This is a genomic window from Bradyrhizobium guangdongense, assembly GCF_004114975.1.
GTDB lineage: Bacteria > Pseudomonadota > Alphaproteobacteria > Rhizobiales > Xanthobacteraceae > Bradyrhizobium > Bradyrhizobium guangdongense.
In genome coordinates, this window is the sequence record NZ_CP030051.1 from 1,251,041 (window position 1) to 1,275,845 (window position 24,805).

The following is a 24,805-nucleotide window of genomic DNA, read 5'->3' on the forward strand; positions in this document are numbered from 1 at the left end:
TGCCGCGTGAGAGTAGTGACCATGCGGCGCAAACACCATTCGGAGCGCGACCAGCTTGAGCTCTTTCGGGCGTTGCCCGGCGATCTTGCGCCGCGCGACGCGCAGGATCTGATGGCGTATCCGTTCTTCTCCCTCGCAAAGACTAAGCGGATCGTGCCGATCGACTTCCGTGCCGGTGCGATCGCAATTCGTGTCGAAGCCGTGCCGGAACACGGCATGGCGACGATCTGGGATGCAGACGTTCTGATCTGGGCCGCGTCCCAGATTGTCGAAGCCCGTGATGCCGGCCTGAAGACGTCGCGCCTGATGGCTGCAACGCCGTATGAAATTCTGACGTTCGTCGGCCGCGGCACCGGCGCACGCGACTATGATCGGCTGAAGGCGGGTCTCGACAGACTTCAGTCAACGACCGTGCTGACGTCGATCCGTCAGCCGGCAGAGCGGCGACGGCATCGCTTCTCCTGGATCAACGAGTGGAAAGAGACGGCCGATGCAAATGGCCGCCCATTTGGGATCGAGCTGATCCTGCCGGATTGGTTCTACGCTGGCGTCATCGATGACGCGCTCGTGCTGACGATTGATCGCGCCTATTTCGAGCTGACGGGCGGACTTGAGAGGTGGCTTTATCGTCTTGTGCGCAAGCACGGCGGACGCCAGGACGGCGGCTGGAGTTTTGATCTGGTGCACCTCCATGCCAAGTCCGGCATCCTCTCGCCCCTCAAGCACTTTGCTTACGACGTGCGCCAGATCGTCCAGCGCCAGACATTGCCCGGTTATCAGCTCGTGCTCACGCGCGACCCTGATGGCACCGAGCGACTGAACTTTGCACCCACGCCTGTTGATCCCTTAACGGCCCGCTTGCGCCGGCGCGGTCTCATTCCAAATTCGGAGGACAACCTGTGAATCAGCTCGTGCTATCGGGGACCGCAACCCTCGTGCTATCGGGGACCCGATCCTCGTGCTATCGGGGACCGGAATCGAGCTTAAGAGCTTGTTTCTCCGCGCTTTCCAGCCGCTCTAACTTTACTAACCGGAAATCCTTCGGATTTCTTCTAACGGAGCAGGCCGAAAGCGGCGTCGATGGCGCTCGGCAACGGCAGTCCGACAGGCCAGCCTGCCTTTGCAGGCGATACACACTCTCGACCGAGCCCCAAGCTCACGGCTGCCAGCCCCAGCGTCCGGGAGCCGCCGCATGAGCGATCTCACGGAAGTGGAAGTGTTGTGGCTCGAGAAGCGCATCGAAAACCGCATTCGGTTCGGTCGCATTGTCGGGGAACGGAAGCTTGATCGCCATCGGCGTGTCCTGTCATTCGCGCCAGGCAGCATCTTTGCCTTCGTCCGGTGGACCTCCAACGACTTTGGCACGATCATTTCGCGCATCGACATCTTGCGCGCGGTCGCACTGGGACAGCGCTGCTCGACCGTTCCTTATGTGACGCCCGGCGGTGAGATTCTGCTGCGCCTGTCCGGCTGGCCGAAGGTCGAGCGCGTGCTGCAGATGATCGATGCCGTTGAGGCGCTCGGCGTCGATCCGGCTGATGTCGCTCCCGACCATTGGCATCACGTTCACAACCGTCTGTCCGTTAATGAAAACCCGCGCCCGTATACGAAAGCGCGCCATCAGGCCTGGCTCCATCGCCAAAGGGTGATGCGATGACGGGCCGCCTACCGATGCTGGCCGTGACGATTGGGGTCGCTGCTGCGCTCATCGCGACGATCGTCCTGGAGCCGATTCCGCTATACATCTGGAACGCATCCGCGAGCGTGCCGATCGGTCTCTACCGCCTCCGACCGGCGGACCAATTCCAAGTTACTGAATTGGTCGCCGTGCAGCCGCCGGAGCCGCTCGCGACCTTCCTCGATTTGAACGGCTATTTGCCCATTGGCGTGCCCATGCTGAAGCGCGTGCTCGCCCTTCCGGGGCAGAGTGTTTGCAGAACCGGCCTCACGATTTCGGTCGACGAGGTCGCGGTGGGCGAGGCGAAGGACCGCGACGGACGCGGCCGGCCGCTGCCGAAATGGCAGGGCTGCCGCGTCGTCGGCGACGGCGATCTGTTTCTGATGAACTGGCAGTCGGACGACTCTCTTGATGGCCGGTATTTTGGATTTCTTCCGGCATCCAGCGTGATCGGCCGTGCGATGCCGGTGTGGACGTGGGAGGGGTGATCGTGCGTATTCGACGTGTTCTCCTCGCCATGCCCTTGTTCGATCGATTGCGGGATCATTCCTCCGTCTCGATCGATGTCTGCAAGGCTGGCGCGAGCCCGACCGCGTGCTTGGGTCGGTTGGGCACGCGCGTTTGTGCAGTCGTGCCCGTGATGCTTCTTCTGACCGCGTTCGACGGTGCTGCTTTGGCCCAGAGCGGATCAACCGCCCAGCCGGCGATCAGTCAGACCGCTCACTCATTTGCCGGCTTCATCAATGAAGCCGCACAACGCTTTGCGATTGCGCCGAACTGGATCCGATCAGTCCAACGCATCGAGAGTGCTGGTGACGTGCACGCCAGATCGCCAAAAGGCGCAATGGGCCTGATGCAAATCATGCCAGCGACTTGGGCGGAACTTCGTGTGCGCTACAATCTCGGGAACGACCCCTACGACCCGCACGACAACATTCTGGCCGGTACGGCGTACTTGCGCGAACTGCTCGATCGGTATGGCTCGCCTGGCGTGTTTGCGGCGTACAATGCGGGACCATCTCGCTATGAAGAGCATCTTGCGGGCGGCTCTCTGCCAGACGAGACGCGAGCATACGTCGCAAAGCTTGCAAATCTGCTTGCCGTCGAACTGCCGCCGAGGTGGACGTCCGGCGGACAGTCATCAGCAGCTGCGACGCTATTCGTCACGCGATCCGATCTCATGAAGACGCGTGATCGGTTGTTGGCGCTCATGCCGTCTAGCGGTGTCACGACCGCGTTCTCGGCGCCCGATGTTTCGCCCATGGTCCCCCGGCCAATTGGCATGTTCGTCCCTCGATCGGATTCGGGAGTATCGCGATGACCAGGTGTGCGGGTTCGCAAGCTGATGGTGTATGGGCGATGCCTTCGGCCCGCGCTCTACTCGTCGCTTCGCTCCTCACCGAGCCACCCTTCGGGTGTCTCGGCCCTTCGGGTAACGATCGCTATCGCAAGCGCTCGGAAGCAGTGGGGGCTTCGCGAGTTGGCGGCCAGGTCGCGGTGGCTCTTTCGGGAACCGGCGACCCGGAGACCACGACGGCAGGACGGCGAGATAAAAGGGGCTCGCCGCTCGAACCGCAAGCCATTGACATGGCTTGGGTTCCGGCGTGCCGGTCGGTCGGGGCGCGTGCCGCGCCTTGGATTTTTAAGAATGAGATCAACTACATTTTCGGCACTCTACGCGTTTTGGCGTCCTTCGAGGCGCAGTCATGACCACGGGCGACAGCGATCTGCGTATCCGGCCCGGGCGCATCCGCAGTACCCGCGCGCCGAAGCCGAAAAGCTTCATCAATCAGGTGCTACGCGCGGCGAAGAAAACCGGACACACCTCGGGTCAGACCCCGGCCGGCAGGCGTTCCGCGGCCCATGGGCGTTCGACGTTTGGCCGCGGGCGCCTCGCCTTTAGCCGGGCGAGATTGTTCAGCCCGACGCGGCGCGTTGTGGTGAAGGCGCGCGTGGTTCGCCACAAAGGACGAGCCTTCCGCTCAGCGCCGCTGACGGCCCATCTCTCGTATCTGAAGCGCGATGGCGTGACCCGGAGTGGTGAGCGGGCCGAGATGTTTGATGCCCGCGGCGACGGCGCCGATAGCGCGGCGTTTGCCGAACGCTGCAAGGACGACCGTCACCATTTCAGGTTCATTGTCTCGCCGGAGGACGCCGGCGATATGACCGACCTGAAGGCCTTCACCCGCGACCTCGCCAAGCAGATGGAAGCCGACTTTGGCACGCGACTGGATTGGGTGGCTGTCGATCATTGGAATACCGACAATCCTCACGTCCATCTTCTCGTTCGGGGGGTCGACGAAGAGGGCGCTGATCTCGTGATCTCCCGCGACTACATCAGCCGGGGCCTGCGTTCACGCGCCGAGGAATTGGTCGCGATCGAACTGGGTCCAAAACCGGAGCACGAGATCCGCAATTCGCTGGAGAGGGAAGTCTCGGCGGAACGATGGACGCGGCTCGACCGGGAGGTCCGACTGGCGGCGGAAGAGACCGGGTATATCGATCTTCGACCCAAGAATCCCGGCAGCGCGGATCCTGAGATCCGCCGCCTGATGGTTGGCCGTCTTCAGCACCTCGAGAAGATGGGCCTTGCCGCATCCGCCGCACCAGGGGAGTGGATGGTCGGACTCGAGGCCGAGCGCAGCTTGCGCGACCTCGGCATGCGCGGCGACATCATCAAGACCATGCACCGCGCCTTTACCGAGCGCGGGGAAGCGCGCGGCGTCGCCGACTTCGTCATCGAGGGTGGACAGCCGACGTCTCAGCTTATGGGACGACTGGTCGAGCGTGGATTGCATGACGAACTGACTGGCGAGGCCTACGCCCTGATCGACGGGACCGACGGACGCGCGCACCACGTGCGCTTTCGAGGTATCGAGGCCTTCGAACATGCTCCGCCCGTTGGGGGAATCGTCGAAGTCCGACGCTTCGGTCAAGCCGGCGATCCACGGCCGACCGTGGTGCTCGCCATCCGCTCCGATCTCGATCTTGCCGAGCAGGTCACCGCAAAAGGCGCGACCTGGCTTGACCACAGGCTGGTCGAACGCGACTCCATGCCGCTTGCCATGGGCGGATTCGGCCGAGAGACGCGCCAAGCCATGGAAGCCCGTACCGAGCATCTGATCCGGGAGGGCCTAGCGCGGCGGCAGGGCCAACGCATCATCTTGCAGCGCAACCTCCTGAACACGTTGCGCCAGCTTGAACTGGACCAGGTGGCCGCAAAAGTCTCGGCCGACACCAGCCTCCCTTACGTGAAGTCCGAATCCGGGGAGCATGTGGCGGGGACATATCGCCAGCGTCTGACGCTCGCCTCGGGACGCTTCGCCATGATCGACAATGGGCTCGGCTTCCAACTCGTGCCCTGGTCGCGCGAACTCGAAAGGAGGCTCGGCCAACACGTCACCGGCGTCGTGAAGGACGGCGGTGGAATCGAATGGGGCTTTGGTCGCAAGCGCGACCTCGGTCTCTAACAATCGCACCAATCCAGCTGCGGAAGGGCGTTCGGGATGTCCGGAACCAAAATCCTTTGGGGGCAGGTGATCGTGGTCGGCCTGATCGTTTTGCTGGCCATCTGGGGAGCAACCGAGTGGACGGCCTGGCGGCTCGCCTGGCAACCGGAGCTTGGGCGGCCCTGGTTCGAACTGTTGGGCTTCAAGGTCTATTACCCGCCCGTCTTCTTCTGGTGGTGGTTCGTCTACGACGCCTATGCGCCACGGGTCTTTGTCGAAGGAGCCTTCATTGCGGCGTCGGGGACCTTCGTTTCGATCGCGGTGGCGATCGGCATGTCGGTTTGGCGGGCGCGCGAAGCCAAGAATGTCGCGACCTATGGGTCGGCGCGCTGGGCTGGTGCGGACGAGGTTCGAGCGGCGGGACTTCTCGGTCCGGATGGTGTGGTGCTCGGCAAGCTCGACCGCGACTACCTTCGCCACGACGGGCCGGAGCACGTGTTGTGTTTTGCACCCACCCGATCCGGCAAGGGTGTCGGTCTTGTCGTCCCCTCGCTCCTGGCTTGGCCCGGCTCGGCCATCGTTCACGACATCAAGGGCGAGAATTGGCAACTGACCGCGGGCTTCCGCTCGCGACACGGCCGCGTCCTGTTGTTCGATCCCACCAACCCAAAGTCCTCAGCCTACAATCCGCTGCTCGAGGTCCGGCGCGGGGAATGGGAGGTTCGCGACGTCCAGAACGTGGCCGACGTCCTGGTCGACCCCGAAGGCTCCCTCGACAAGCGGAACCACTGGGAGAAGACCAGTCATTCGCTCCTGGTCGGCGCCATACTCCACGTTCTCTATGCCGAGGCGGACAAGACCTTGGCCGGCGTCGCCGCCTTCCTGTCCGATCCGAAGCAGCCGATCGAGACCACGCTGAGGGCGATGATGACTACACCGCACCTTGGCGAGCAGGGCGCCCATCCCGTCGTCGCCTCGACCGCGCGCGAACTCCTCAACAAATCCGAAAACGAACGCTCCGGCGTCCTATCCACCGCGATGTCGTTCCTCGGGCTCTACCGCGATCCCGTCGTGGCCCAGGTGACCTGTCGCTGCGACTGGCGGATTGCCGATCTGATCGCAGATGGTCGCCCGACGACGCTTTACCTCGTGGTGCCGCCGTCGGATATTTCTCGGACCAAGCCGCTGATCCGTCTGGTGCTGAACCAGATCGGCCGGCGCCTGACCGAGGATCTACACGCCCGCGACCGTCGGCATCGAGTGCTAATGATGCTCGACGAGTTCCCGGCGCTGGGGCGGCTGGATTTCTTCGAGTCTGCGCTCGCCTTCATGGCGGGGTACGGCATCAAGAGCTTCTTGATCGCGCAGTCGCTCAACCAGATCGAGAAGGCCTACGGGCCTAACAACGCCATCCTCGACAACTGTCACGTCCGCGTCAGCTTCGCGACCAACGACGAGCGGACCGCCAAGCGGGTATCGGACGCGCTCGGGACCGCGACCGAGATGCGGGCCATGAAAAACTATGCCGGCCATAGATTGAACCCGTGGTTGGGGCACTTGATGGTCTCGCGGCAGGAGACGGCCAGACCTCTCTTGACCCCGGGCGAGGTCATGCAGCTTCCACCGATGGACGAGATCGTCATGGTGGCGGGTACGCCGCCGATCCGGGCGAAGAAAGTTCGCTACTACGAGGATAGGCGGTTCACCGAGCGGGTTCTGCCGCCGCCAAATCCGGCGAGCGCCGGCCGATCATCGAGAACGGACGGTTGGTCAGCGCTAGGACCATTGAAGCCGACGGCGGGTCCAACTGACAAAGCCGCGGAGGTCGAGGAAGACACGGCGAACAGCGGACTCCGTCGCGAGCCCGAACTCCCCGATCACGTCGCGATCGCCAAGGAGACGACCGAACCGACGCCGGCAGAAGAATTTGCCGCCGTTCTTGACGATGACGAGGATGGGGTCCGCCAGTCCCGGCTCATACGCCAGCAGATGCGCGGCGTTGCGCGTCAGGTCGCCATGGACCCGAATGACGGTATGGAGCTCTGAGGCATTATGCGCGACCGGATGAACGTCTACTTCCCGCCAGAACTGCTGAAACAGATCTCAGAGCTCGCCGATCGCAAAAGACTTTCTCGGTCGGCGATCGTGGAAGCGGCAGTTGTTTCGTTTCTGTCCCCGGATGGAGCGGACAGGCGAGAAGCGGCGTTTACCCGGCGCCTCGATCGGCTGTCGCGCCAGATGCAGCGGCTGGAACGCGACGTGGGCTTGACGGCCGAAAGCTTGGCGCTCTTCATCCGCTTTTGGCTGACGATCACGCCGCCGCTACCCAACGACGCACAGGCTGCCGCGCAGGCAAAGGGCAGGGATCGTTTTGAAGGATTTGTCGAAGCACTCGGGCGCCGTTTGCAAAAGGGGCAAAGCTTTCTCCGGGAGATTCCAGAAGACATCGGTCGTCAGGAACCGGCCGAAGAAACTTGAGAGAGCCACGTAGACAGACCATTTCGCGGATCCTTCTTATTCTACGCCACCCTACGACCGCAGGGATTTACCCGAACTGACGAAAAGCTGGTCGCGCTATCGGCTCGCACGAGCTGACAGCAAGAGGGCCAGCATGCAAATTTCCGGGACATGGCGTCTCATCTCGCGCGTTTTTCTCCCGTTTGCTGCTGGATACTATCTTTCGTATCTGTATCGAACGATCAACGCTTTGATCGCCAGTCATCTCAGCTCGGATACCGCGCTCGGGACTGCCGACCTCGGGTTGCTTACGTCAGTCTATTTCCTGATATTCGCGGCGGCTCAGATCCCTGTCGGTATATTGTTGGATCGCTTTGGTCCGCGTCGCGTCCAGAGTGTTCTGCTCTTGCTAGCCGCAGCGGGCGCCGGACTCTTCGCGATATCGACCGGTTTCCTGTCGCTTTTGATCGCGCGTGCAATGATCGGGCTTGGCGTGGCGGCGGCGTTGACCGCAGGACTGAAGTCGATCGTCCTTTGGTTCCCCAGAGAACGAGTTGCCTTGCTTAACGGCTACATGATCATGCTGGGATCGCTAGGAGCGGTGACCGCTACGGTTCCCGTAGAATACCTACTCGCTTGGATGAGCTGGCGGCAGCTCTTTGAGATCCTAGCGGCGGCGACCGGCGCGACGGCCATTTTCATCTATGTCGTGGTTCCCGAGCGGGGCATTGTCCCATCAGCAGCCTGCGCCACTCTTAGCTCCGTTTTCAGCGATCGGCGCTTCTGGCGAATGGCCCCGTTGTCGGCGACTTGCGTCGGATCAGCCTGGTCTCTGCAGGGGCTGTGGGCATCACCGTGGCTGATCGACGTGGAGAGGCTTGATCGCACAAGTCTCGTCAGACAGCTGTTTACAATGTCCGTCGTACTAAGCGGCGGTGCCTGGTTGTTCGGTATGGCCGTCCATTACATCAAACGCAAAGGAATCGGAGCGGAGGCTATATTAGTGGTGGTTGCAGTGCTGTTCATCGCAGCCGATTCAGCCTTGATCTTGCGAGCGCCCCTGCCGTCCATCCTGCCCTGGTCGGTTGTCGCAATTGCCGGAACGGCAACCGTGGTCAGCTTCGCGGTAATAGCGGATTACTTTCCGCCGGAGCTTGCTGGTCGTGCCAACGGCGTCTTGAACGTCCTGCACTTTGGTTGGGCATTTCTGGCACAATACGCGACAGGCCTGATCCTGGAGCAATGGCACACGATCGATGGCCATAGGTCCGTCCAGGCCTATCAGGTCGCGTTCGGCCTCAACGTAGCGCTGCAGATCGCAGCCTTGGTCTGGTTCGCGCTGCCTTGGCGTAGAGTCTGCGCTTCATGGATGAGTTTAACTTCCCGCTCCACGCCAGCCTCTGTTTCCAATGGTGTCAAGTCGGTCGGCTTGTACGAGAATTCGCCCATCCTGATACCCGCGGACGACGGCGCGGAGTGGTGAGCGATAGCTCTTAGCGGACTGGTACGATTGAGCAGGAGTCCAATATCAGTTCTCAGTCTTCCTTTTTCTACGCCAGTCTACGATCACCGAAAGCGCTTGTTGCGCCAACTCCATAGGTGCTTTTTCTAATCATCCCATCTGAGGGCCCTTTGCGGACGCTCTCACTGGGTGGGGACGACGGTGCCAAGCCATTCCATTCAATCGGAAGCGAATTCGCGCGGCGCGCGCATGCTTCGTAGTGCGCTTGGCACAGCGATTGCCGGCTACCTCGAAGATGAAGCGATCATCGAGGTGATGCTCAATCCGGATGGGCGGTTGTGGATCGACAGGCTGTCGAGTGGCTTGATCGACACAGGCAAAACTCTCTCCGCAGCGGATGGCGAGCGCATTGTTCGCCTGGTAGCGCACCACGTAGGTGCGGAGGTGCATGCCGGGGCGCCACGGGTTTCGGCAGAACTGCCTGGAACTGGTGAGCGCTTCGAAGGCCTTTTGCCTCCGGTCGTTGCCGCCCCGGCCTTTGCTATCCGCAAGCCAGCGGTCGCGGTGTTTACCCTCGACGATTACGTCGCCAAGGAAATCATGACCTCGGAGCAGGCCGAGATCCTGAAGAGCGCGGTCGCCGCACGGAAGAACATCCTCGTCGCCGGGGGAACGTCGACCGGCAAGACGACTCTGACAAATGCGCTCCTGGCCGAAGTGGCAAAGACTGCCGATCGGGTCGTGCTGATCGAAGATACGCGCGAACTGCAGTGCACAGCGCCCAACCTTGTCGCTTTGCGTACCAACGATGGCGTGGCGACGCTATCGGACCTCGTTCGCTCCTCGCTGCGACTGCGTCCTGACCGTATTCCGGTCGGCGAGGTCCGCGGTGCCGAAGCCCTCGATCTGCTCAAGGCCTGGGGTACCGGGCATCCCGGTGGCATCGGGACCATTCATGCTGGTACCGCGCTCGGTGCCCTGCGGCGGCTTGAGCAACTCATTCAGGAAGCCGTCATCACGGTTCCGCGTGCCCTGATCGCCGAGACCATCAACGTTATCGCCGTGCTGGCGGGGCGTGGCGCTGATCGTCGCCTCGTTGAGCTCGCGCTCGTCCGGGGGCTTGGAGCTGCCGGCGACTACAGCCTTTCAACAGCAGGAGACTGACATGCGTCAGCAAATTCGTTTTCTTCGAGGTGCATCGGTGGCCGCCTTCGGCACGGTGCTTTTGGCGGCGGCGCCGGCATGGGCCGCTGGTTCGAATATGCCATGGGAGCAGCCGCTCAATCAGATCCTGCAATCGGTTGAAGGTCCGGTTGCCAAGATCATCGCGGTCATCATCATCGTCGTGACCGGGCTCACGCTCGCGTTCGGGGATTCGTCGGGTGGTTTCCGCCGGCTGATCCAGATCGTGTTCGGCCTGTCGATCGCATTTGCCGCCTCGAGCTTCTTCCTATCGTTCTTCTCCTTCGGCGGCGGCGTGGTGGTTTGATGGATGAACCGGTCACAGGTTTTGTCGTGCCCGTTCACCGCGCACTCACTGAGCCGATTCTGATGGGCGGCGCGCCGCGGTCCGTCGCGATCGTGAACGGCACGCTTGCTGCGGCCCTTGGACTTGGATTGCGGCTCTGGATCGCGGGTCTCATCCTCTGGTTCATCGGCCACATGGCCGCCGTCTGGGCCGCCAAGCGCGATCCCGCATTTGTCGATGTCGTGCGCCGACATCTGCGCATTCCCAGCCACCTCAACACCTGAGCGCTCCGCCATGATGAACCTTGCCGAATATCGTCATTCCAACGCGCGTCTCGCCGACTTCCTGCCCTGGGCAGCTCTCGTCGACGAGGGAATCATCCTGAACAAGGATGGTTCTTTCCAACGGACAGCAAAGTTCCGGGGACCTGACCTCGACAGCGCGGTGCCGGCCGAACTCGTTGCCGTCGCCGGTCGTCTGAACAACGCCTTGCGCCGCCTCGGATCCGGCTGGGCCGTGTTCGTTGAGGCGCAGCGTCATTCTGCGGGCGCTTATCCTCCAAACACCTTTCCGGATGTCGCGTCTGCGCTGGTCGATGCCGAACGCAGAGCGCAATTCGAGGAGGCAGGTGCCCACTACGAGTCCAGTTATTTCCTGACCTTCCTCTATCTGCCGCCGGAGGAGGGAGCGGCTAAGGCGGAGCGATTGCTCTATGAAGGTCGCGACCGCACCGTTGGAGCAGATGCCCGGGAGGTGTTGCGCGGCTTTATCGATCAAACCAACCGCGTGCTGCAACTCGTCGAAGGGTTCATGCCGGATTGCGCCTGGCTCGATGATCAGGCCACGCTGACCTATCTGCACTCGACGATCTCGACTAAGCGTCACCGCGTTCGCGTGCCCGAAATTCCCATGTACATCGATGCGCTTTTGGCCGACCAGCCACTGACCGGCGGGCTTGAGCCGATGCTGGGTTCAGCGAACGTGCGGGTCTTGACGATTGTCGGCTTTCCGGGCGCGACGACCCCGGGGGTCCTGGACGACCTGAATCGCCTGGCATTCTCGTATCGTTGGTCGACGCGCGCAATCATGCTCGACAAGACCGATGCCACCAAGCTGCTGACCAAGATTCGGCGGCAGTGGTTCGCCAAGCGAAAATCCATTGGCGCCATTCTCAAGGAGGTCATGACCAACGAGGCGTCGACGCTGCTCGATACCGACGCCCACAACAAGGCGATCGACGCCGACGCGGCGTTGCAGGAACTGGGGTCGGATCAGATCGGACAAGCCTTTGTTACGGCCACCCTCACTGTGTGGGACCGAGATCCCAACGCTGCCGATGAAAAGCTGAGGCTGGTCGAGAAGGTCATTCAGGGCCGCGATTTCACCTGCATGATCGAGACGGTGAACGCTGTCGAAGCCTGGCTCGGTAGCCTGCCGGGACATGTCTATGCGAATGTGCGGCAGCCACCGGTCTCGACGCTCAACCTCGCCCATATGATTCCGATGTCAGCCGTGTGGGCCGGTGAGGCGAGGGATCTGCACTTCAAGGCGCCGGCACTCCTGTTTGGCAAGACTGAGGGATCGACGCCCTTCCGATTCTCTCTCCACGTCGGCGACGTCGGCCACACCCTCGTGGTGGGCCCGACCGGCGCCGGAAAATCCGTTTTGCTGGCTCTGATGGCGTTGCAATTCCGCCGTTATCCGAACTCTCAGGTCTTTGCGTTCGACTTCGGCGGTTCAATTCGGGCGGCTGCGCTCGCCATGGGTGGCGACTGGCATGATCTCGGCGGTGCATTGTCAGACGGGGACGAAAACCCCGTCGCCCTGCAGCCGCTGGCCTGGATTGAGGATCCTTCCGAGCGCGGATGGGCGACGGAATGGATCGGCGCGATCCTGGCACGGGAAAAGGTCGAGATCACCCCGGAGGTCAAGGATCATCTGTGGTCGGCACTGACATCTCTCGCTTCGGCGCCGAGGGAGGAGCGGACCCTGACGGGCTTGTCAGTCCTGCTCCAATCGAACTCTCTGAAACGCGCCTTGCAACCTTATTGCCTCGGCGGACCTTCCGGGCGCTTGCTCGACGCCGAATTCGAGCGCCTTGGCGAAGCCTCGGTCCAGGCGTTTGAGACCGAAGGTTTGATTGGAACGGGTGCTGCGCCGGCCGTGCTGTCGTACCTCTTCCATCGCATCGGGGGCCGTCTCGACGGCCGGCCTACACTCCTTATTGTCGATGAAGGTTGGCTTGCCCTCGATGACGAGGATTTTGCGGGGCAACTCCGGGAATGGCTGAAGACGCTTCGGAAGAAGAACGCGTCCGTCATCTTCGCCACACAGTCGCTTTCTGACATTGATGGCTCCGCGATAGCACCGGCGATCATCGAAAGCTGCCCGACGCGCCTGTTGCTGCCGAACGAACGGGCGATCGAACCGCAGATCACCGCCATCTACCGCCGCTTCGGACTCAACGATCGCCAGATCGAACTTCTGAGCCGGGCAACGCCAAAGCGCGACTACTATTGCCAGTCTCGTCGCGGCAACCGGATGTTCGAACTTGGCCTTGGTGAGGTTGCGCTCGCCTTCACCGCAGCCTCTTCCAAGACAGACCAGGCAGCCATCGCGCAGCTCCTTGCCGAACATGGACCTGACGGCTTCGTGCCCGCCTGGCTCCAGCACCGCGGCGTCGCCTGGGCCCTCGACCTGATCCCCAACCTCGTCAATCTGGAGAAATCGCAATGAGACCTCTTGGCCTATTGGCGACCACGGCCGCCTTCGCGCTGCTGCTTGGCGTCACGGTGCCTGCACGGGCGCTGATCGTCTTTGACCCCACCAACTACGTCCAGAATGTCCTGACGGCCGCGCGGGAGCTCCAGCAGGTTAATAATCAGATCACCTCGTTGCAGAACGAGGCACAGATGCTGATCAATCAGGCAAGGAATTTGGCAAGCCTGCCGTATTCATCGCTGCAGCAACTGCAATCATCGATCCAGCGGACCCAGCAATTGCTGGCCCAGGCCCAGCGGATCGCCTACGACGTTCAGCAGATTGATCATGCCTTCTCGACAAGTTACGCGCCAGCGACCAGCAGCCAATCGAACCAGTTGCTGATCTCCAACGCTCAGTCACGTTGGCAGAATTCCTATGCCGCAACGCAAGACGCGCTTCGCGTCCAGGCGGGCATTGTTGGCAACCTCGACACCAATCGCATCCAGACATCCGCGCTCGTAACGTCAAGCCAGGGTGCCAGCGGCGCGCTGCAGGCAACGCAGGCTGGCAATCAGATTCTCGCGCTGAACGCGCAGCAGCTCGCCGACCTCACCGCCGTCGTGACGGCGCAAGGTCGGGCGCAGAGCCTTGAAGCGGCTCAGCGCGCCTCGGCCCAGGATCAGGGACGAGAACAGCTTCGTCGGTTCCTGACTCCGGGACAGGGCTATCAGTCATCCAACGTACAGATGTTCCACTGATGACGGACATAAGGGCATTCAAGGCGTTGTCGCTGCTTACGACAATCGGCGTGTTGGTCGTCACTGCCTGCACGATTCAGCTTCGCGGTGGTGACGAGCAGCCCGCGCTGCCGAAGGCCGCGCAGACGACAGATGCAACCAGCTCTGACCTCGCACGCTGCCGCAGCGTCACTGCGGAGGAAACGGCAGGTTATCAGCATTGCAGGCAGGTCTGGGCCGAAAACCGGCGACGCTTCTTGGCCAAGAAATCTGGTGCCGCGGTTCGTGGCCAAGAAGAACCCGCCGCTGCGTTGGCGCCGGCCCCAAAGGATCAGAGCCGGATCCCGCAGGGATATCTGCTACCGGCGACACCTGAGGCGAGCAAGCCATGACGGGTACGGGGATTATCGACCAATTCCTGGAAACGTTCACGCGATATATCGACAACGGCTTCGGCCTGCTCGGTAGCGACGTCGGCTATCTCGCAACGACCCTTGCCGCGATCGACATCACGCTTGCTGCGTTGTTCTGGAGTTGGGGGCCGGACGAAGACATCGTCGCGCGCCTCGTCAAGAAGACGCTCTTTGTAGGCGTCTTTGCCTATCTAATCGGTAATTGGAACAGTCTGGCACGCATCGTTTTCGAGAGCTTTGCCGGCCTTGGGCTAAAAGCATCAGGCGCAAGTCTCTCCGCGTCGGACTTCCTTCGGCCGGGAAAGATCGCTCAAGTCGGACTTGACGCTGGCCGACCGCTGCTCGATTCGATCTCCAATCTGATGGGCTACATCAGTTTCTTCGAGAATTTCGTCCAGATCGTCGTTCTCCTGTTTGCCTGGATCGTGGTGCTGCTCGCCTTCTTCATTCTGGCGATCCAACTCTTCGTCACCCTGATCGAGTTCAAACTCACGACGCTGGCCGGCTTCGTGCTCATTCCCTTTGGGTTGTTTGGCAAGACAGCCTTCGCGGCAGAGCGGGTCTTGGGCAACGTCATCTCTTCAGGGATCAAGGTCTTGGTCCTGGCCGCCATCGTCGGCATCGGCTCGACTTTGTTCTCGCAGTTCACCGCTGGCTTTGGTGGCAATCAGCCGACCATAGAAGACGCGATGACCCTGGTCCTTGCGGCGCTCTCCTTGCTTGGCCTGGGCATCTTCGGTCCTGGAATCGCCAACGGCCTGGTGTCGGGTGGGCCTCAGCTCGGTGCCGGTGCCGCGGTTGGAACAGGCCTTGCTGCCGGTGGCATTGTTGCGGCGGGCGCGGGTCTTGCCGCCGGCGGTGTTGGTCTCGCTGGCGGCGCGATTGCGGGCGCCGCGCGCGGTGGTGGCGCTGTCATAAGGGGAGCGTCAGCCGCCTATCGAAGCGGCGGCCTTGCTGGCGTCGCTGAGGCGGGCAGCTCGGCTGCCATGAGTCCATTGCGTCGTGCAGCGGCTGCCTTCGGGGGCGAGCAAGCTGGCGAGCAGGCCGCAAGCGCTTCGGCCGAAGGGCTGCCCGATTGGGCGCGCCGCATGAAGCGCGCCGAGACTATTCGGCATGGTGCCTCGGCTGCTGGTCACGTCCGCTCGGGCGATCATGGTGGCAGCGGCTCCTCCGTCGATTTGTCCGAAGGAGAGCGCTGAGACGCATCACCGCACTTTCGCCACCCGCCACGCGGCAGCGCCTCAAACCCAGACACTACACGGCTCAAAGCCGATCACTTGATCTCAGGGGCAATCATCAATGATCAAACGACCATTAGTTCACTACGGGCGCATGCCCGAACCGATCACGCCTTATCAAAAAGCAGCCCAAGTTTGGGACGAACGCATTGGATCCGCCCGCGTGCAAGCCAAAAACTGGCGGCTGATGGCGTTCGGTTGTCTCATACTGTCAGCCGGTCTCGCTGGTGGGTTGGTCTGGCAATCAAGCCATGGGTCGATCACGCCCTGGGTGGTCGAAGTCGACCATCTTGGCCAAGCCCAGAGGGTTGCGCCGGCCAACTTCGACTATCAACCGACTGATGCGCAGATCGCCTACCATCTGGCGCGCTTTATCGAGGATGTCAGAGGTCTGCCGGCCGACGGCATCGTTCTACGCCAAAACTGGCTCCGGGCCTATGATTTTACGACCGATCGCGGCGCCGCTGCGCTCAACGACTACGCGCGGAACAATGACCCCTTTGCCAAGCTCGGTAAGGCGCAAATCTCCGTCGACGTCTCGAGCGTCATTCGCGCGTCGTCGGAAAGCTTTCGGGTCGCATGGACCCAGCGCACCTATGACAACGGTTCGCTGAGCTCGACCGAACGCTGGACCGCAATTCTCACCATCGTGATCGAGATGCCCCGCGATGCCGAACGCCTGCGCAAGAATCCCCTTGGCGTTTACGTCCGCGCCATCAACTGGTCAAAGGAGTTGAGTCAGTGACCAAGACGCCGTTTGACGTTTATTCGAAGCGCCCCGCCCCGGACTGCGGGATCGGTCCCACTTGGCCCGCGTTCTTGACCGCGAAGCGAGCAGTTTTGTTTGCTCTCCTGCTTGGTTCCTCGGCGCTCGGTGGGTGCGCGACCTACATTCCTCCGGAGATCAGCTATGACGCCGAAGTGCCTCCGTTACCGGCTACGCCGGTGGCTCTCGACGACAGATCGCGACCGCTTCACATTCCACCCCTCTGGAAGCCGGCTCTCGGCGGCAAGTCGGGAGGGAAGGAAGACGCTGAACCTGTGAGCCGGGTTGAGACAGCAAATAGCGCGGCCCGGGTCGAACCGCGCAAGCGAGGGTATTTCAACGCAGCGCAAATCTACGCCTACAGTCCTGGGGCGCTCTATCAGATTTACGCCGCGCCGGGGCAGATCACGGATATCGCGCTCGAGGAAGGAGAACTTTTGACGGGATCAGGGCCGATCGCGGCCGGAGATACCGTACGCTGGGTCGTGGGCGATACCGAGAGCGGGAGCGGCGACACACGGCGCGTCCATATCCTGGTCAAGCCGACCCGAGCCTCGATCGAGACCAACCTGGTGGTCAATACTGACCGGCGCACCTACCTGATTGAGCTCCGCTCTCGCGAGCGGCCGTACATGCCATCCGTTGCTTGGTACTATCCTGAGACGGTACGCGAACGGTCGCGTTCAGCTGCTCTGAAGCCCGTTCTTCCGGACCCAGCGCAGCGTATCTCCCGCTATTCCATCGAAGGCGACAGTCCTCCCTGGCGGCCGCTAGCCGCATATGACGATGGCCGCAAGGTCTACGTCGAATTCCCGCTCGGCATCGTGCAGGGCGAAATGCCTCCGCTCTTTGTCATCGGCCCAGACGGCAAGACAGAACTCGTCAACTATCGCGCCTACGGCAATGTGTTGATCGTCGATCGGCTGTTTGCGGCCGCCGAACTCCGGCTCGGCGGTGAGCACCAGCAGAAGGTCAGGATTGTCAGGACCGACGGGAGACCGTCGTCATGAACACCCGGAATGAAAACGATCACGAGCAAGCAGTTCCGCCGGAGACACAAGCGGAGCAGTCCGAAAGTTTCCGCTTGAGAGCGGAGCATCCGCGCGTGACGCGGTTGTCGCGGAAGGTCTTGGCTGGCGGGAGCGCGGTTGCCCTGCTTGTTATCGGCGGAGCAGTGTTGTGGTCACTTCAGAGCAATCGTGCTCGAAATCAGGCGGCCGATGAGCTTTACAGCACCGACCATCACAATGTTGCCGACGGCATTACGACCCTGCCGAAGGACTATGCTGGCGTTCCGCGCCAGCCAATCCCGCAGCTTGGTCCGCCGCTCCCCGGTGACCTCGGTCGACCGATCCTTGCCGCTCAAGGCCAGTCGCCGACGAGCGGCGCTGATCCGGACCAGCAGCGCCGGGATCAGGAGACCGAAGCAGCCCGCATCAGTCATCTGTTCGCTTCGACCAATGGACGAGAAGTGCGTCCGTCCGCGACTGCGGCTGTTGGAAGCGAGCGGGTCGTGCCACCGAACGCAACGAGCACCGGCGACGATGGATCTGTGCAAAACGGTCAGGACCGGAAGCTTGCCTTCGTCAACGCCTCTGTGGACCGTCGCACGGTAAGCCCTGACCGCATCACCAGGCCGGCCTCACCGTATGTCGTGCAGGCTGGGACGGTCATTCCGGGTGCCCTGATCACCGGGATCCGATCAGACCTTCCGGGCCAGGTTACAGCGCAGGTAACCGAAAATGTTTTTGATACCCCGACCGGCCGCTTTCTGCTTGTGCCTCAGGGAGCGCGTCTGATCGGCATCTACGATAGCCAGGTCACTTTCGGCCAGTCCCGCGTCCTGCTCGTCTGGACCCGGCTGATCATGCCGAACGGACGTTCTATCGTTCTCGAGCGGCAGCCTGGCGTTGACGCTGCCGGGTATGCAGGCCTCGAAGACCAGGTCGACAATCACTGGGGTGAGCTGTTCAAGGCTGCGGCCCTATCGACGTTTCTGGCGGTCGGGACCGAACTGGGTGCCGGCTCGGACACCAACAGCAACGACAGCGCAATTATCCAGGCCTTGCGACACGGCGCCTCGGACTCACTGAATCAAACCGGACAACAGGTGGTTCGGCGCAGTCTCAACATCCAGCCGACCCTGACGATCCGCCCGGGTTTTCCGGTTCGTGTCATCGTCAACCGGGATCTCCGCCTCGAGCCTTACACAGGATGACAACCTCAATGACGAAGCTGAAGATCGCCGCCGTCCCAGACGACAAGCCGGTGAAGGTGACCGCGGAGTTGCCTGCATCCGTCCACCGGGACCTTGCTGCGTACGCGGAGGCAATCGCGCGTGAAACGGGTCAGCGCGCCGATCCAACAAAATTGATCGCGCCGATGCTGGCGCGGTTCATGGCGGCTGACCGAGGATTCGCCCGTCTACGACGCGCGTGTCAATCGCCGAGAGATGGGGAGGAATAGCGCTCCGCCAGCATTTCGAGAAAGCGGTTGAGGGCTGGATTCTCGTTGTCAGCGCACCAGTGTGCAGAAAAGCCGATATGGCTTGATCCTGTCCCGTCCCGTAGTTCGCGATATTTCAGTCCGGCGAAACTCGCGCCCATATCGGACTCCATGACGAGGCTAATGCCTAGTTTCATACTGACGAGACCCTTGATCATGCTTCGGCTGACGTCGTGTCGGTCGATCTTGGGCCGATCGTCCGTAGATACAAATTTCGATATGATGAGATCTTCAAACTCGCGGCTGGAATCGTGATGGCTTAGTAGTACGGTTTCGTCGCGAAGATCGGTCCAATAAACCGCGTCGCGCGCCGCCAAAGGGTGATCCTCAGGCAATGCAACGAGGACGCGTTCGCTCCAGACCCTGAGCGTCTTGTTGTCCGATGATGGCGTGTCGCTCGTAACGATGAGAACGTCGAGTGTTCCGCTCCGGAGCGCGTTCATAAGCAAAGTGCGCGGCCGTTCGGCTATAGCGAGTTCGATCCGAGGAAATCTCGTTCTAAAGTCGAGGAGGGTAGTCCGCAGATTGCCTGCTGAAATCGACGTGCAGAAGCCGACCGAAAGGTGGCCAGTTTCGCCACGACCAATTGATCTGCCGGTTGCAACGAGTGTATCAACCTGCTCCAGCACCATTCTTGCGATCCGCACGACTACTTTACCAGCAAGTGTTGGCTGGACTCCCGCGGTCGACCGCTCAAACAAGCTGGTCCCGACTAGGCGCTCGAGTTGGCCAATGGAGCGGCTCACGACAGAATGTGGAATGGAAAGTAATTCAGCGGCTTGCCGAAGACTTCCACAGTCGTTGGCAACGACTGCAAACCGAAGCAGGCGCAGGCCGATGACGGGCATTCCGGTCGTGCGCTGCTGGTTGTCAATGTTGTTGATTTCCATCATGCCTGTAGCCCGTCAGTAGGCGAAACTGCGTCCCAGGGGTCCGCTGTGCGACCGTTCTAGGCGACGCGCAATACAGGCGCCCAGAGCACTGGCCCGGAAAGTCCGCCTGCCCCACGGAGTTTCGCGAGCGCCGCACTGGAGATATCCAGATATCCAGCGACGGCGAGAGTGTTCCCAATCTTAGAGGGAGCGCCGATTCGACGTAGCGGCCACCCAGCGCGCCGCAGGATCCTTTCCATTCGGGCGTCGGTAACGGTAACAATATCGCTCAGATGCCGCGAAAGCCCAAATTCCACCATGCCAGCAAACAACTCGTAGGTGGCACAAGCTATTCCGTGTTCTCCTTTTGGTGTGTCGAGTCTAGCGTCGATCGCAAAGCGGCTGCTTTCCCATATCTGCGGACTCATGGGCATCGGCTGACCATTCAGAAGCGCGGGAAATGTGTCGCGGAGCATCGTCGGTCCCTTGGTTGGAAGCAGGCGGACGCAGCCTTGTACCCGGCCGTCGTCCGAGAGTTGGGCGAGGTATGCCGGATGCAACGAGTCGAACTTGTCAACTTCCATGTCGCCGCTAATTTGAACGTCCCAGTCCATCCGGACCTTGAAGACGCGATGTCGTAGTTGGTGTATTGCAAAGAGCGTATGGGAGAATTCGCCGTACCAAGGCTCCGTGATGAGCTGAATCATGACATCCTCCAAGGTTGCCATGATTCTTTGAGGCGAAGTTACGCTAAGAAGCATCACCCCTAGTTGTGGGAGGAGTTCGCCTTAGTTTTGCTGTTCTCGTTTGGCAGCGGCCACGCGTAGTGCCGCTTGAACAACGGTTCGCACTCCCAATTTTGCTTTCGCGTTGTTCAGGTAAGAGATAGCAGTGTGATGCGATATTCCCAGAATGCGTCCGATGTCCCAAGCGCTCTTGCCGCGGGCGGCCCACTCCAGACATTCGAACTCGCGGGCGGACAAAGCTGCTCCATCAACACGAAGATCGCTCGCGAGTTTGCGGCGAACGTGTGAGTGGAAGAACATCGCCATCAACTGAAGCATTCGAGGGTTCGACGTGACGAAGCGTTCGAATTGAGCTTCCCGTTGGTTGCCGGCAAAGGTGACGGCGGCAACGGGGCCGTGTCCGTCATGGATAGGAACGGTGAATCCTAGCCGAATGCCATATTGGGAGGCTTCGTCCAGCAACCGCTTCTGTGCCGGCGAAAGATATCGTTCGGTCGATCCGATTCCCCAGCGAAACGGCTCGGTGTCCCGTAGCGCCTGCATGATAACCGGATCGATCCGTTCGTAGTGGCTCCTTAGGTAGTGTGAAGTCCACTCCTTTGGGTATGTCGACATAAGACGGGGTGTCCCATCGAGCTTTTGCGGTAGCGCGAGGTACGCAAAGCAAGACAGGTCGAGAGCCGCGGCTGTGACGGCCATGGCTCCCGAAAGCTCTGCTTGATCTTCAGCGCTCGAAAGATGATCAATGAAGTCTTGAAATATGCGATGCATGTCGAGCTAGGTTAGGTGGCGTCGGTACTTGATCTCCGGCACGGCTGTCCCGGTTAAACCTTCCTTATCGAACGGTCAGAGCAGCACGGACATCGTTGACGATTGCGGGTGATGTCCAAAAGGGTACTCAAATCCATAAAAGAAGCCCGGGACCCGTCATCGGACCCCGGGCAGTCTAGGGAGGACGCCCTCAGGCGCTTGCTGCCATTTACTGACACCTTCGCGTCAGACCGCCGACAACGAGCGGGACCACGGGAAATCAAGCGATGGCCTGTGCGATGAAAGGCAGGGTTTCAGATTGTTCCTGCCATTGAGGGAGAGAACATTGGGTCACTTCCCGGCAATCAACTCTGCAGCTTTCTCCGCCATAGCCATGATCGGCAGATTGGTGTTTCCGCTGATCACGGTCGGCATAAGTGAACCGTCGATAACGCGTAGATTGTCGATGCCCCGAACCCGAAGCTTGCTATCGACCACGGCGTCGCGATCCTCACCCATGCGACATGTTCCGACCGGGTGGTAGATCGTTTCTGCGCGGGCTCGTATCCACTTTTTGCGGGATTCCGTGCTGGTAAACGGATCGATATCGAGTTTGCGCTTAATGTGTTTTCGGAGCGCCGGCTGATCGATGATCTCGCACATCTGCCGAACGCCTTCTTGCATGCTGACGAAATCACTTTCATCGGATAGAAAGCGGGGGTCGATCGCCGGCGCGACGAAGGGATCGGCCGACCGCAGGCGCAGCGTTCCACGACTCTTCGGACGAAGCTGGCATACGCGAATGGCAAAGCCGTGCGGGACGCGCTCGCCCTGCGGCGGGTTTCGCAGCGCGACGATGAGATGAGCCTGCCACTCAGGCCACGATGAGGTTTTATCGGGCCCCCAGAAGGCTCCGGCTTCGACCCCCTGTGAGGTGCCGGGCCCCGTGCCTCGGAGCATATATTGTGCGCCGGCCAAGGCACCTCTGAACAATCCGATGTACGGCGTCAGTGTGATCGGCTGCGACGCCTCCAATCGAATTGCGCAATCCAAATGATCTTGCAGATTGCTTCCAACGCCGGCGGAATCGAGCACCGGCTTGATGCCGAGTGAACGGAGGTGATCGGCCGGTCCAATTCCTGACAGCATCAGTAATTGCGGCGAACCAATGGCCCCGGAAGTCAGCAAGACTTCTCGTTCGGCCGAAACGGTGACCTCACGCCCGTTGTGGTCAATGACAACACCCCGAACGCGCGTGCCTTCGACCGCGAGGCGCCGAACCTGAGTGTTGGCCATGATGGTCAGATTGCTTCGTCCTTTCCCCTGGTCGAGAAACTTGAAAGCACCTGAACGCTTGCCGTCTGAAATCGTAAGTTCGTAGAAGCCTGCGCCCATCTGAGACGGACCATTGAAGCCGTTGTTCTCGGGGAGGCCTGCCGACTTGGCGCTCTCAATAAATGCCTTCGAGATTGGATGCTGCAACACGCCATAAGAAAGTCGGATCGGACCCGAATAACCTCGGTCCTGATCGGGCTGGGACGTTACCTGGGCGGCGTCCTCGATTTTTCTAAGGTAGGGGCGGAGGTTTTCGTACCCCCACCCACGACAGCCTTGCGCTTCCCATGAGTCGTAATCCTGAGGATTTCCCCGGATCGCAATCATGGAGTTGATGGCGGACGACCCTCCCACCACCTTGCCACGGGGAATATAGATCTTGCGATTGTTGAGTTCGGTCTGCGGTTCGGTCCAAAATTGCCAGTTATGCTTCGGACTCGTGTAGAGCACGCGAATGCCCGCCGGCATGTGAACGAAGATTGAAGAAGAGGGACGTCCGGCCTCGAGCAGCAACACCTTGACGTTGGGATCTTCGCTCAATCGAGCGGCGAGCACGCATCCTGCCGATCCTGCGCCGACAACGATATAATCGTATTTCGAGAGCTTCATCCTCCGTCCCCTATTTCAAAAGCCGACGATCGGTTCGTTTTTGCGACCAGTTTCGCCAAGGTCAGGCCTTCCCGACTTGCAAAAGCCATCGCCAAACTATAATTGGTCCTACCAATCAGGTCGATCCAATTATAGCGACGAAGGCCTGGTAGTCAACGGAGAGCTCGTCTCATGTTTCAATACCGGAGGATCGTGGCCGCGTTCCTGCTCCTCGGCGCAGGGCTCGCCGTTTTGCTGCTCGCTCCTGCCAAACCTGCCATCCAGCCGGACCAAGAGACGATTCGACGAGTGATATGGGCTCTTGGCCCCTAGCCGACTTCGGGACGTCCGATATCGATGATCCGTCGCTCACTTAGATCTTGGATGGCCGCCGAGTCGTACTTCAGTATCGACTTGAGGATGTTTGCAGTATCCTCGCCTCGCCGCGGCGGTCCTTTGGCATATTCGATCTTCGTTCCGGAAAACTTTATCGGATTGGCGACGAGAGGGGCTGTTGTTCCGGAAGAATGAGGAAGATTGACCTGCATCTCCCGATGGATAACCTGAGGGTGAGCGAACACCTGATCCAGCCGGTTGATCGGTGCGCAAGGCACGCCCACGGGCTCCAGAATGGAAATCCAATGCTGGGTCGTCTGCTGTATCAGATGCGCATCGAGTAGGGGGATGAGTTGATCACGATTCTTAAGCCGGTCGGTGTTAGTGACGAAACGGCTATCGGTTGCCAGGCCGCTTAAACCAGTAGCTGCACAGAACTTCCGGAATTGCTGATCATTACCAACGGCGAGCACGAAGGAACCGTCGCTGGTTCTGAAGACCTGATATGGAACGATGTTTGGATGCGCGTTGCCGAACCGTTTCGGCGGCGTGCCGGTCGTGAGGAAATTCAAATTTTGGTTGGCGAGAACCGCGACCTGGACGTCCAGCAGTGCCATGTCGATATGCTGTCCTTCTCCGGTGCGTTCGCGATGCAGTAATGCGGAGATGACGCCGGCGGCGCTATACATGCCAGTGAGAATATCGACGATCGGAACCCCGACCTTCTGCGGACCCCCGCCTGGCTTGTCATCACTCTCTCCGGTAATGCTCATCAGGCCGCCGATGGCCTGAATGGCCATATCGTATCCTGCGACGTCCTTCATCGGGCCGGTCTGGCCATAGCCGGTGATGGAACAGTAAATGATGTCAGGCTTGACCCTTTTAAGCGCCTCGTAGTCGAGGCCGTAACGCGCCATGTCGCCGACCTTGTAGTTCTCGATCACGAGATCGGCTTGCTGGGCAAGTGCGCGCACAATGGCGCTACCCTCGTCAGTCGATATATCGACGCATATCGAATGCTTGCCGCGATTGGCGCTCAGGAAATACGCGCTTTCGGTCGTATCAATTCCACCGTCTTTCCGCAGAAAGGGCGGGCCCCACTGCCGCGTATCGTCGCCGGTGCCAGGGCGTTCGATCTTCCAAACCTCGGCTCCTAGATCAGACAGCAACTGCGCTAACCAAGGCCCCGCGAGGATTCTCGAAAGATCCAGCACTCGATAACCTGCCAACGGTCCAGCCATCACGCTTCCTTGAAGTCTGCGGGTCAAATAGCCGCGCGCCGTGCGAGGCCGCACTAACTAT

24 protein-coding genes are annotated in these 24,805 nt (G+C 60.8%); 19 read left to right on the plus strand and 5 right to left on the minus strand.

Annotation, left to right across the window (positions count from 1 at the left end; genetic code table 11):
• Positions 1 to 21 precede the first annotated feature (21 nt).
• The 19 genes from X265_RS06000 (at position 22) to X265_RS06090 (ending at position 18,837) form a co-directional block, all read left to right on the plus strand.
• Positions 22 to 903: a replication initiator protein A gene (locus tag X265_RS06000; protein WP_006018719.1), complete on the plus strand. Its 882-nt coding sequence runs from the start codon at positions 22 to 24 to the stop codon at positions 901 to 903.
• Positions 904 to 1,192: 289 nt separating this feature from the next.
• On the plus strand, positions 1,193 to 1,657 hold the full coding sequence (locus tag X265_RS06005; protein WP_006018720.1) for a DUF2840 domain-containing protein: 465 nt from the start codon (positions 1,193 to 1,195) through the stop codon (positions 1,655 to 1,657).
• On the plus strand, positions 1,654 to 2,166 hold the full coding sequence (locus tag X265_RS06010; RefSeq protein ID WP_006018721.1) for a S26 family signal peptidase: 513 nt from the start codon (positions 1,654 to 1,656) through the stop codon (positions 2,164 to 2,166). Before X265_RS06005 ends, X265_RS06010 begins: the two co-directional genes overlap by 4 nt.
• Positions 2,167 to 2,168: 2 nt before the next feature.
• Positions 2,169 to 2,999 carry a lytic transglycosylase domain-containing protein gene (locus X265_RS06015; protein WP_006018722.1) on the plus strand — a complete coding sequence of 277 codons (831 nt, stop codon included), beginning with the start codon at positions 2,169 to 2,171 and terminating at the stop codon, positions 2,997 to 2,999.
• A 385-nt stretch (positions 3,000 to 3,384) separates the two neighbouring features.
• Positions 3,385 to 5,148, plus strand: coding sequence for a relaxase/mobilization nuclease domain-containing protein (locus X265_RS06020; protein WP_006018724.1), 1,764 nt, complete (start codon positions 3,385 to 3,387; stop codon positions 5,146 to 5,148).
• Positions 5,149 to 5,184: 36 nt separating this feature from the next.
• The gene (locus tag X265_RS06025) at positions 5,185 to 7,173 is read left to right on the plus strand and encodes a conjugal transfer protein TraG (RefSeq protein WP_006018725.1); all 1,989 of its coding nucleotides are present in this window, start codon (positions 5,185 to 5,187) and stop codon (positions 7,171 to 7,173) included.
• Positions 7,174 to 7,179: 6 nt separating this feature from the next.
• Positions 7,180 to 7,605: a ribbon-helix-helix domain-containing protein gene (locus X265_RS06030; RefSeq protein ID WP_006018726.1), complete on the plus strand. Its 426-nt coding sequence runs from the start codon at positions 7,180 to 7,182 to the stop codon at positions 7,603 to 7,605.
• A gap of 133 nt (positions 7,606 to 7,738) precedes the next feature.
• A complete protein-coding gene (locus X265_RS06035) occupies positions 7,739 to 9,067 on the plus strand; it encodes an MFS transporter (RefSeq protein WP_006018727.1) in 1,329 nt (442 codons plus the stop codon).
• Between the two features lie 228 nt (positions 9,068 to 9,295).
• The gene (gene trbB, locus X265_RS06040; protein WP_006018728.1) at positions 9,296 to 10,210 is read left to right on the plus strand and encodes a P-type conjugative transfer ATPase TrbB; all 915 of its coding nucleotides are present in this window, start codon (positions 9,296 to 9,298) and stop codon (positions 10,208 to 10,210) included.
• A gap of 1 nt (position 10,211) precedes the next feature.
• Positions 10,212 to 10,535 (plus strand): TrbC/VirB2 family type IV secretion system protein, encoded by a 324-nt coding sequence (locus X265_RS06045; protein WP_006018729.1) that lies wholly within the window; start codon positions 10,212 to 10,214, stop codon positions 10,533 to 10,535.
• The gene (locus X265_RS06050; RefSeq protein ID WP_006018730.1) at positions 10,535 to 10,798 is read left to right on the plus strand and encodes a VirB3 family type IV secretion system protein; all 264 of its coding nucleotides are present in this window, start codon (positions 10,535 to 10,537) and stop codon (positions 10,796 to 10,798) included. The genes X265_RS06045 and X265_RS06050 overlap by 1 nt, the downstream gene beginning before the upstream one ends.
• 10 nt (positions 10,799 to 10,808) lie before the next feature.
• Entirely contained in the window at positions 10,809 to 13,250 is a 2,442-nt protein-coding gene (trbE, locus tag X265_RS06055) for a conjugal transfer protein TrbE (protein ID WP_006018731.1), read from the plus strand.
• On the plus strand, positions 13,247 to 13,975 hold the full coding sequence (trbJ, locus tag X265_RS06060; protein WP_006018732.1) for a P-type conjugative transfer protein TrbJ: 729 nt from the start codon (positions 13,247 to 13,249) through the stop codon (positions 13,973 to 13,975). The genes trbE and trbJ overlap by 4 nt, the downstream gene beginning before the upstream one ends.
• 50 nt (positions 13,976 to 14,025) lie before the next feature.
• Positions 14,026 to 14,346: a putative entry exclusion protein TrbK-alt gene (gene trbK-alt / locus X265_RS06065; RefSeq protein ID WP_347339907.1), complete on the plus strand. Its 321-nt coding sequence runs from the start codon at positions 14,026 to 14,028 to the stop codon at positions 14,344 to 14,346.
• Entirely contained in the window at positions 14,343 to 15,566 is a 1,224-nt protein-coding gene (gene trbL, locus X265_RS06070) for a P-type conjugative transfer protein TrbL (protein ID WP_006018734.1), read from the plus strand. Before trbK-alt ends, trbL begins: the two co-directional genes overlap by 4 nt.
• Before the next feature lie 100 nt (positions 15,567 to 15,666).
• Positions 15,667 to 16,350 carry a conjugal transfer protein TrbF gene (trbF, locus tag X265_RS06075; protein WP_006018735.1) on the plus strand — a complete coding sequence of 228 codons (684 nt, stop codon included), beginning with the start codon at positions 15,667 to 15,669 and terminating at the stop codon, positions 16,348 to 16,350.
• Positions 16,347 to 17,381, plus strand: a complete 1,035-nt coding sequence (gene trbG / locus X265_RS06080; RefSeq protein WP_006018736.1) for a P-type conjugative transfer protein TrbG — start codon at positions 16,347 to 16,349, stop codon at positions 17,379 to 17,381. The genes trbF and trbG overlap by 4 nt, the downstream gene beginning before the upstream one ends.
• Positions 17,378 to 18,589 (plus strand): TraB/TrbI/VirB10 family type IV secretion system protein, encoded by a 1,212-nt coding sequence (locus X265_RS06085; RefSeq protein WP_006018737.1) that lies wholly within the window; start codon positions 17,378 to 17,380, stop codon positions 18,587 to 18,589. The genes trbG and X265_RS06085 overlap by 4 nt, the downstream gene beginning before the upstream one ends.
• A gap of 8 nt (positions 18,590 to 18,597) precedes the next feature.
• Positions 18,598 to 18,837 (plus strand): DUF2274 domain-containing protein, encoded by a 240-nt coding sequence (locus X265_RS06090; RefSeq protein WP_006018738.1) that lies wholly within the window; start codon positions 18,598 to 18,600, stop codon positions 18,835 to 18,837.
• On the opposite strand, the gene X265_RS06095 is transcribed toward X265_RS06090, so the two are convergent.
• The 5 genes from X265_RS06095 to X265_RS06115 all read right to left on the minus strand — a co-directional run bounded on the left by X265_RS06095 (position 18,810) and on the right by X265_RS06115 (position 24,744).
• Positions 18,810 to 19,766, minus strand: a complete 957-nt coding sequence (locus X265_RS06095; RefSeq protein WP_013500405.1) for a LysR family transcriptional regulator — start codon at positions 19,764 to 19,766, stop codon at positions 18,810 to 18,812. The two genes, X265_RS06090 and X265_RS06095, sit on opposite strands and share 28 nt — an antisense overlap.
• Positions 19,767 to 19,825: 59 nt before the next feature.
• Positions 19,826 to 20,455, minus strand: a complete 630-nt coding sequence (locus tag X265_RS06100; RefSeq protein ID WP_006018740.1) for an acyl-homoserine-lactone synthase — start codon at positions 20,453 to 20,455, stop codon at positions 19,826 to 19,828.
• A gap of 81 nt (positions 20,456 to 20,536) precedes the next feature.
• On the minus strand, positions 20,537 to 21,265 hold the full coding sequence (locus tag X265_RS06105) for a LuxR family transcriptional regulator (RefSeq protein ID WP_013500406.1): 729 nt from the start codon (positions 21,263 to 21,265) through the stop codon (positions 20,537 to 20,539).
• Between the two features lie 330 nt (positions 21,266 to 21,595).
• Positions 21,596 to 23,188: a GMC family oxidoreductase gene (locus X265_RS06110; RefSeq protein WP_006018742.1), complete on the minus strand. Its 1,593-nt coding sequence runs from the start codon at positions 23,186 to 23,188 to the stop codon at positions 21,596 to 21,598.
• Between the two features lie 308 nt (positions 23,189 to 23,496).
• Complete coding sequence (locus tag X265_RS06115) at positions 23,497 to 24,744, minus strand: CaiB/BaiF CoA transferase family protein (RefSeq protein ID WP_006018744.1); 1,248 nt, start codon at positions 24,742 to 24,744, stop codon at positions 23,497 to 23,499.
• Between the last annotated feature and the right edge of the window lie 61 nt (positions 24,745 to 24,805).

Coding starts and splice junctions, on each gene's coding strand:
- X265_RS06000 (WP_006018719.1), top strand. CDS start 22: ATGCGGCGCAAACACCATTCGGAGCGCGACCAGCTTGAGCTCTTTCGG.
- X265_RS06005 (WP_006018720.1), top strand. CDS start 1,193: ATGAGCGATCTCACGGAAGTGGAAGTGTTGTGGCTCGAGAAGCGCATC.
- X265_RS06010 (WP_006018721.1), top strand. CDS start 1,654: ATGACGGGCCGCCTACCGATGCTGGCCGTGACGATTGGGGTCGCTGCT.
- X265_RS06020 (WP_006018724.1), top strand. CDS start 3,385: ATGACCACGGGCGACAGCGATCTGCGTATCCGGCCCGGGCGCATCCGC.
- X265_RS06025 (WP_006018725.1), top strand. CDS start 5,185: ATGTCCGGAACCAAAATCCTTTGGGGGCAGGTGATCGTGGTCGGCCTG.
- X265_RS06030 (WP_006018726.1), top strand. CDS start 7,180: ATGCGCGACCGGATGAACGTCTACTTCCCGCCAGAACTGCTGAAACAG.
- X265_RS06035 (WP_006018727.1), top strand. CDS start 7,739: ATGCAAATTTCCGGGACATGGCGTCTCATCTCGCGCGTTTTTCTCCCG.
- trbB (WP_006018728.1), top strand. CDS start 9,296: ATGCTTCGTAGTGCGCTTGGCACAGCGATTGCCGGCTACCTCGAAGAT.
- X265_RS06045 (WP_006018729.1), top strand. CDS start 10,212: ATGCGTCAGCAAATTCGTTTTCTTCGAGGTGCATCGGTGGCCGCCTTC.
- X265_RS06050 (WP_006018730.1), top strand. CDS start 10,535: ATGGATGAACCGGTCACAGGTTTTGTCGTGCCCGTTCACCGCGCACTC.
- trbE (WP_006018731.1), top strand. CDS start 10,809: ATGATGAACCTTGCCGAATATCGTCATTCCAACGCGCGTCTCGCCGAC.
- trbJ (WP_006018732.1), top strand. CDS start 13,247: ATGAGACCTCTTGGCCTATTGGCGACCACGGCCGCCTTCGCGCTGCTG.
- trbL (WP_006018734.1), top strand. CDS start 14,343: ATGACGGGTACGGGGATTATCGACCAATTCCTGGAAACGTTCACGCGA.
- trbF (WP_006018735.1), top strand. CDS start 15,667: ATGATCAAACGACCATTAGTTCACTACGGGCGCATGCCCGAACCGATC.
- X265_RS06085 (WP_006018737.1), top strand. CDS start 17,378: ATGAACACCCGGAATGAAAACGATCACGAGCAAGCAGTTCCGCCGGAG.
- X265_RS06090 (WP_006018738.1), top strand. CDS start 18,598: ATGACGAAGCTGAAGATCGCCGCCGTCCCAGACGACAAGCCGGTGAAG.
- X265_RS06095 (WP_013500405.1), bottom strand. CDS start 19,766: ATGGAAATCAACAACATTGACAACCAGCAGCGCACGACCGGAATGCCC.
- X265_RS06100 (WP_006018740.1), bottom strand. CDS start 20,455: ATGATTCAGCTCATCACGGAGCCTTGGTACGGCGAATTCTCCCATACG.
- X265_RS06105 (WP_013500406.1), bottom strand. CDS start 21,265: ATGCATCGCATATTTCAAGACTTCATTGATCATCTTTCGAGCGCTGAA.
- X265_RS06110 (WP_006018742.1), bottom strand. CDS start 23,188: ATGAAGCTCTCGAAATACGATTATATCGTTGTCGGCGCAGGATCGGCA.
- X265_RS06115 (WP_006018744.1), bottom strand. CDS start 24,744: ATGGCTGGACCGTTGGCAGGTTATCGAGTGCTGGATCTTTCGAGAATC.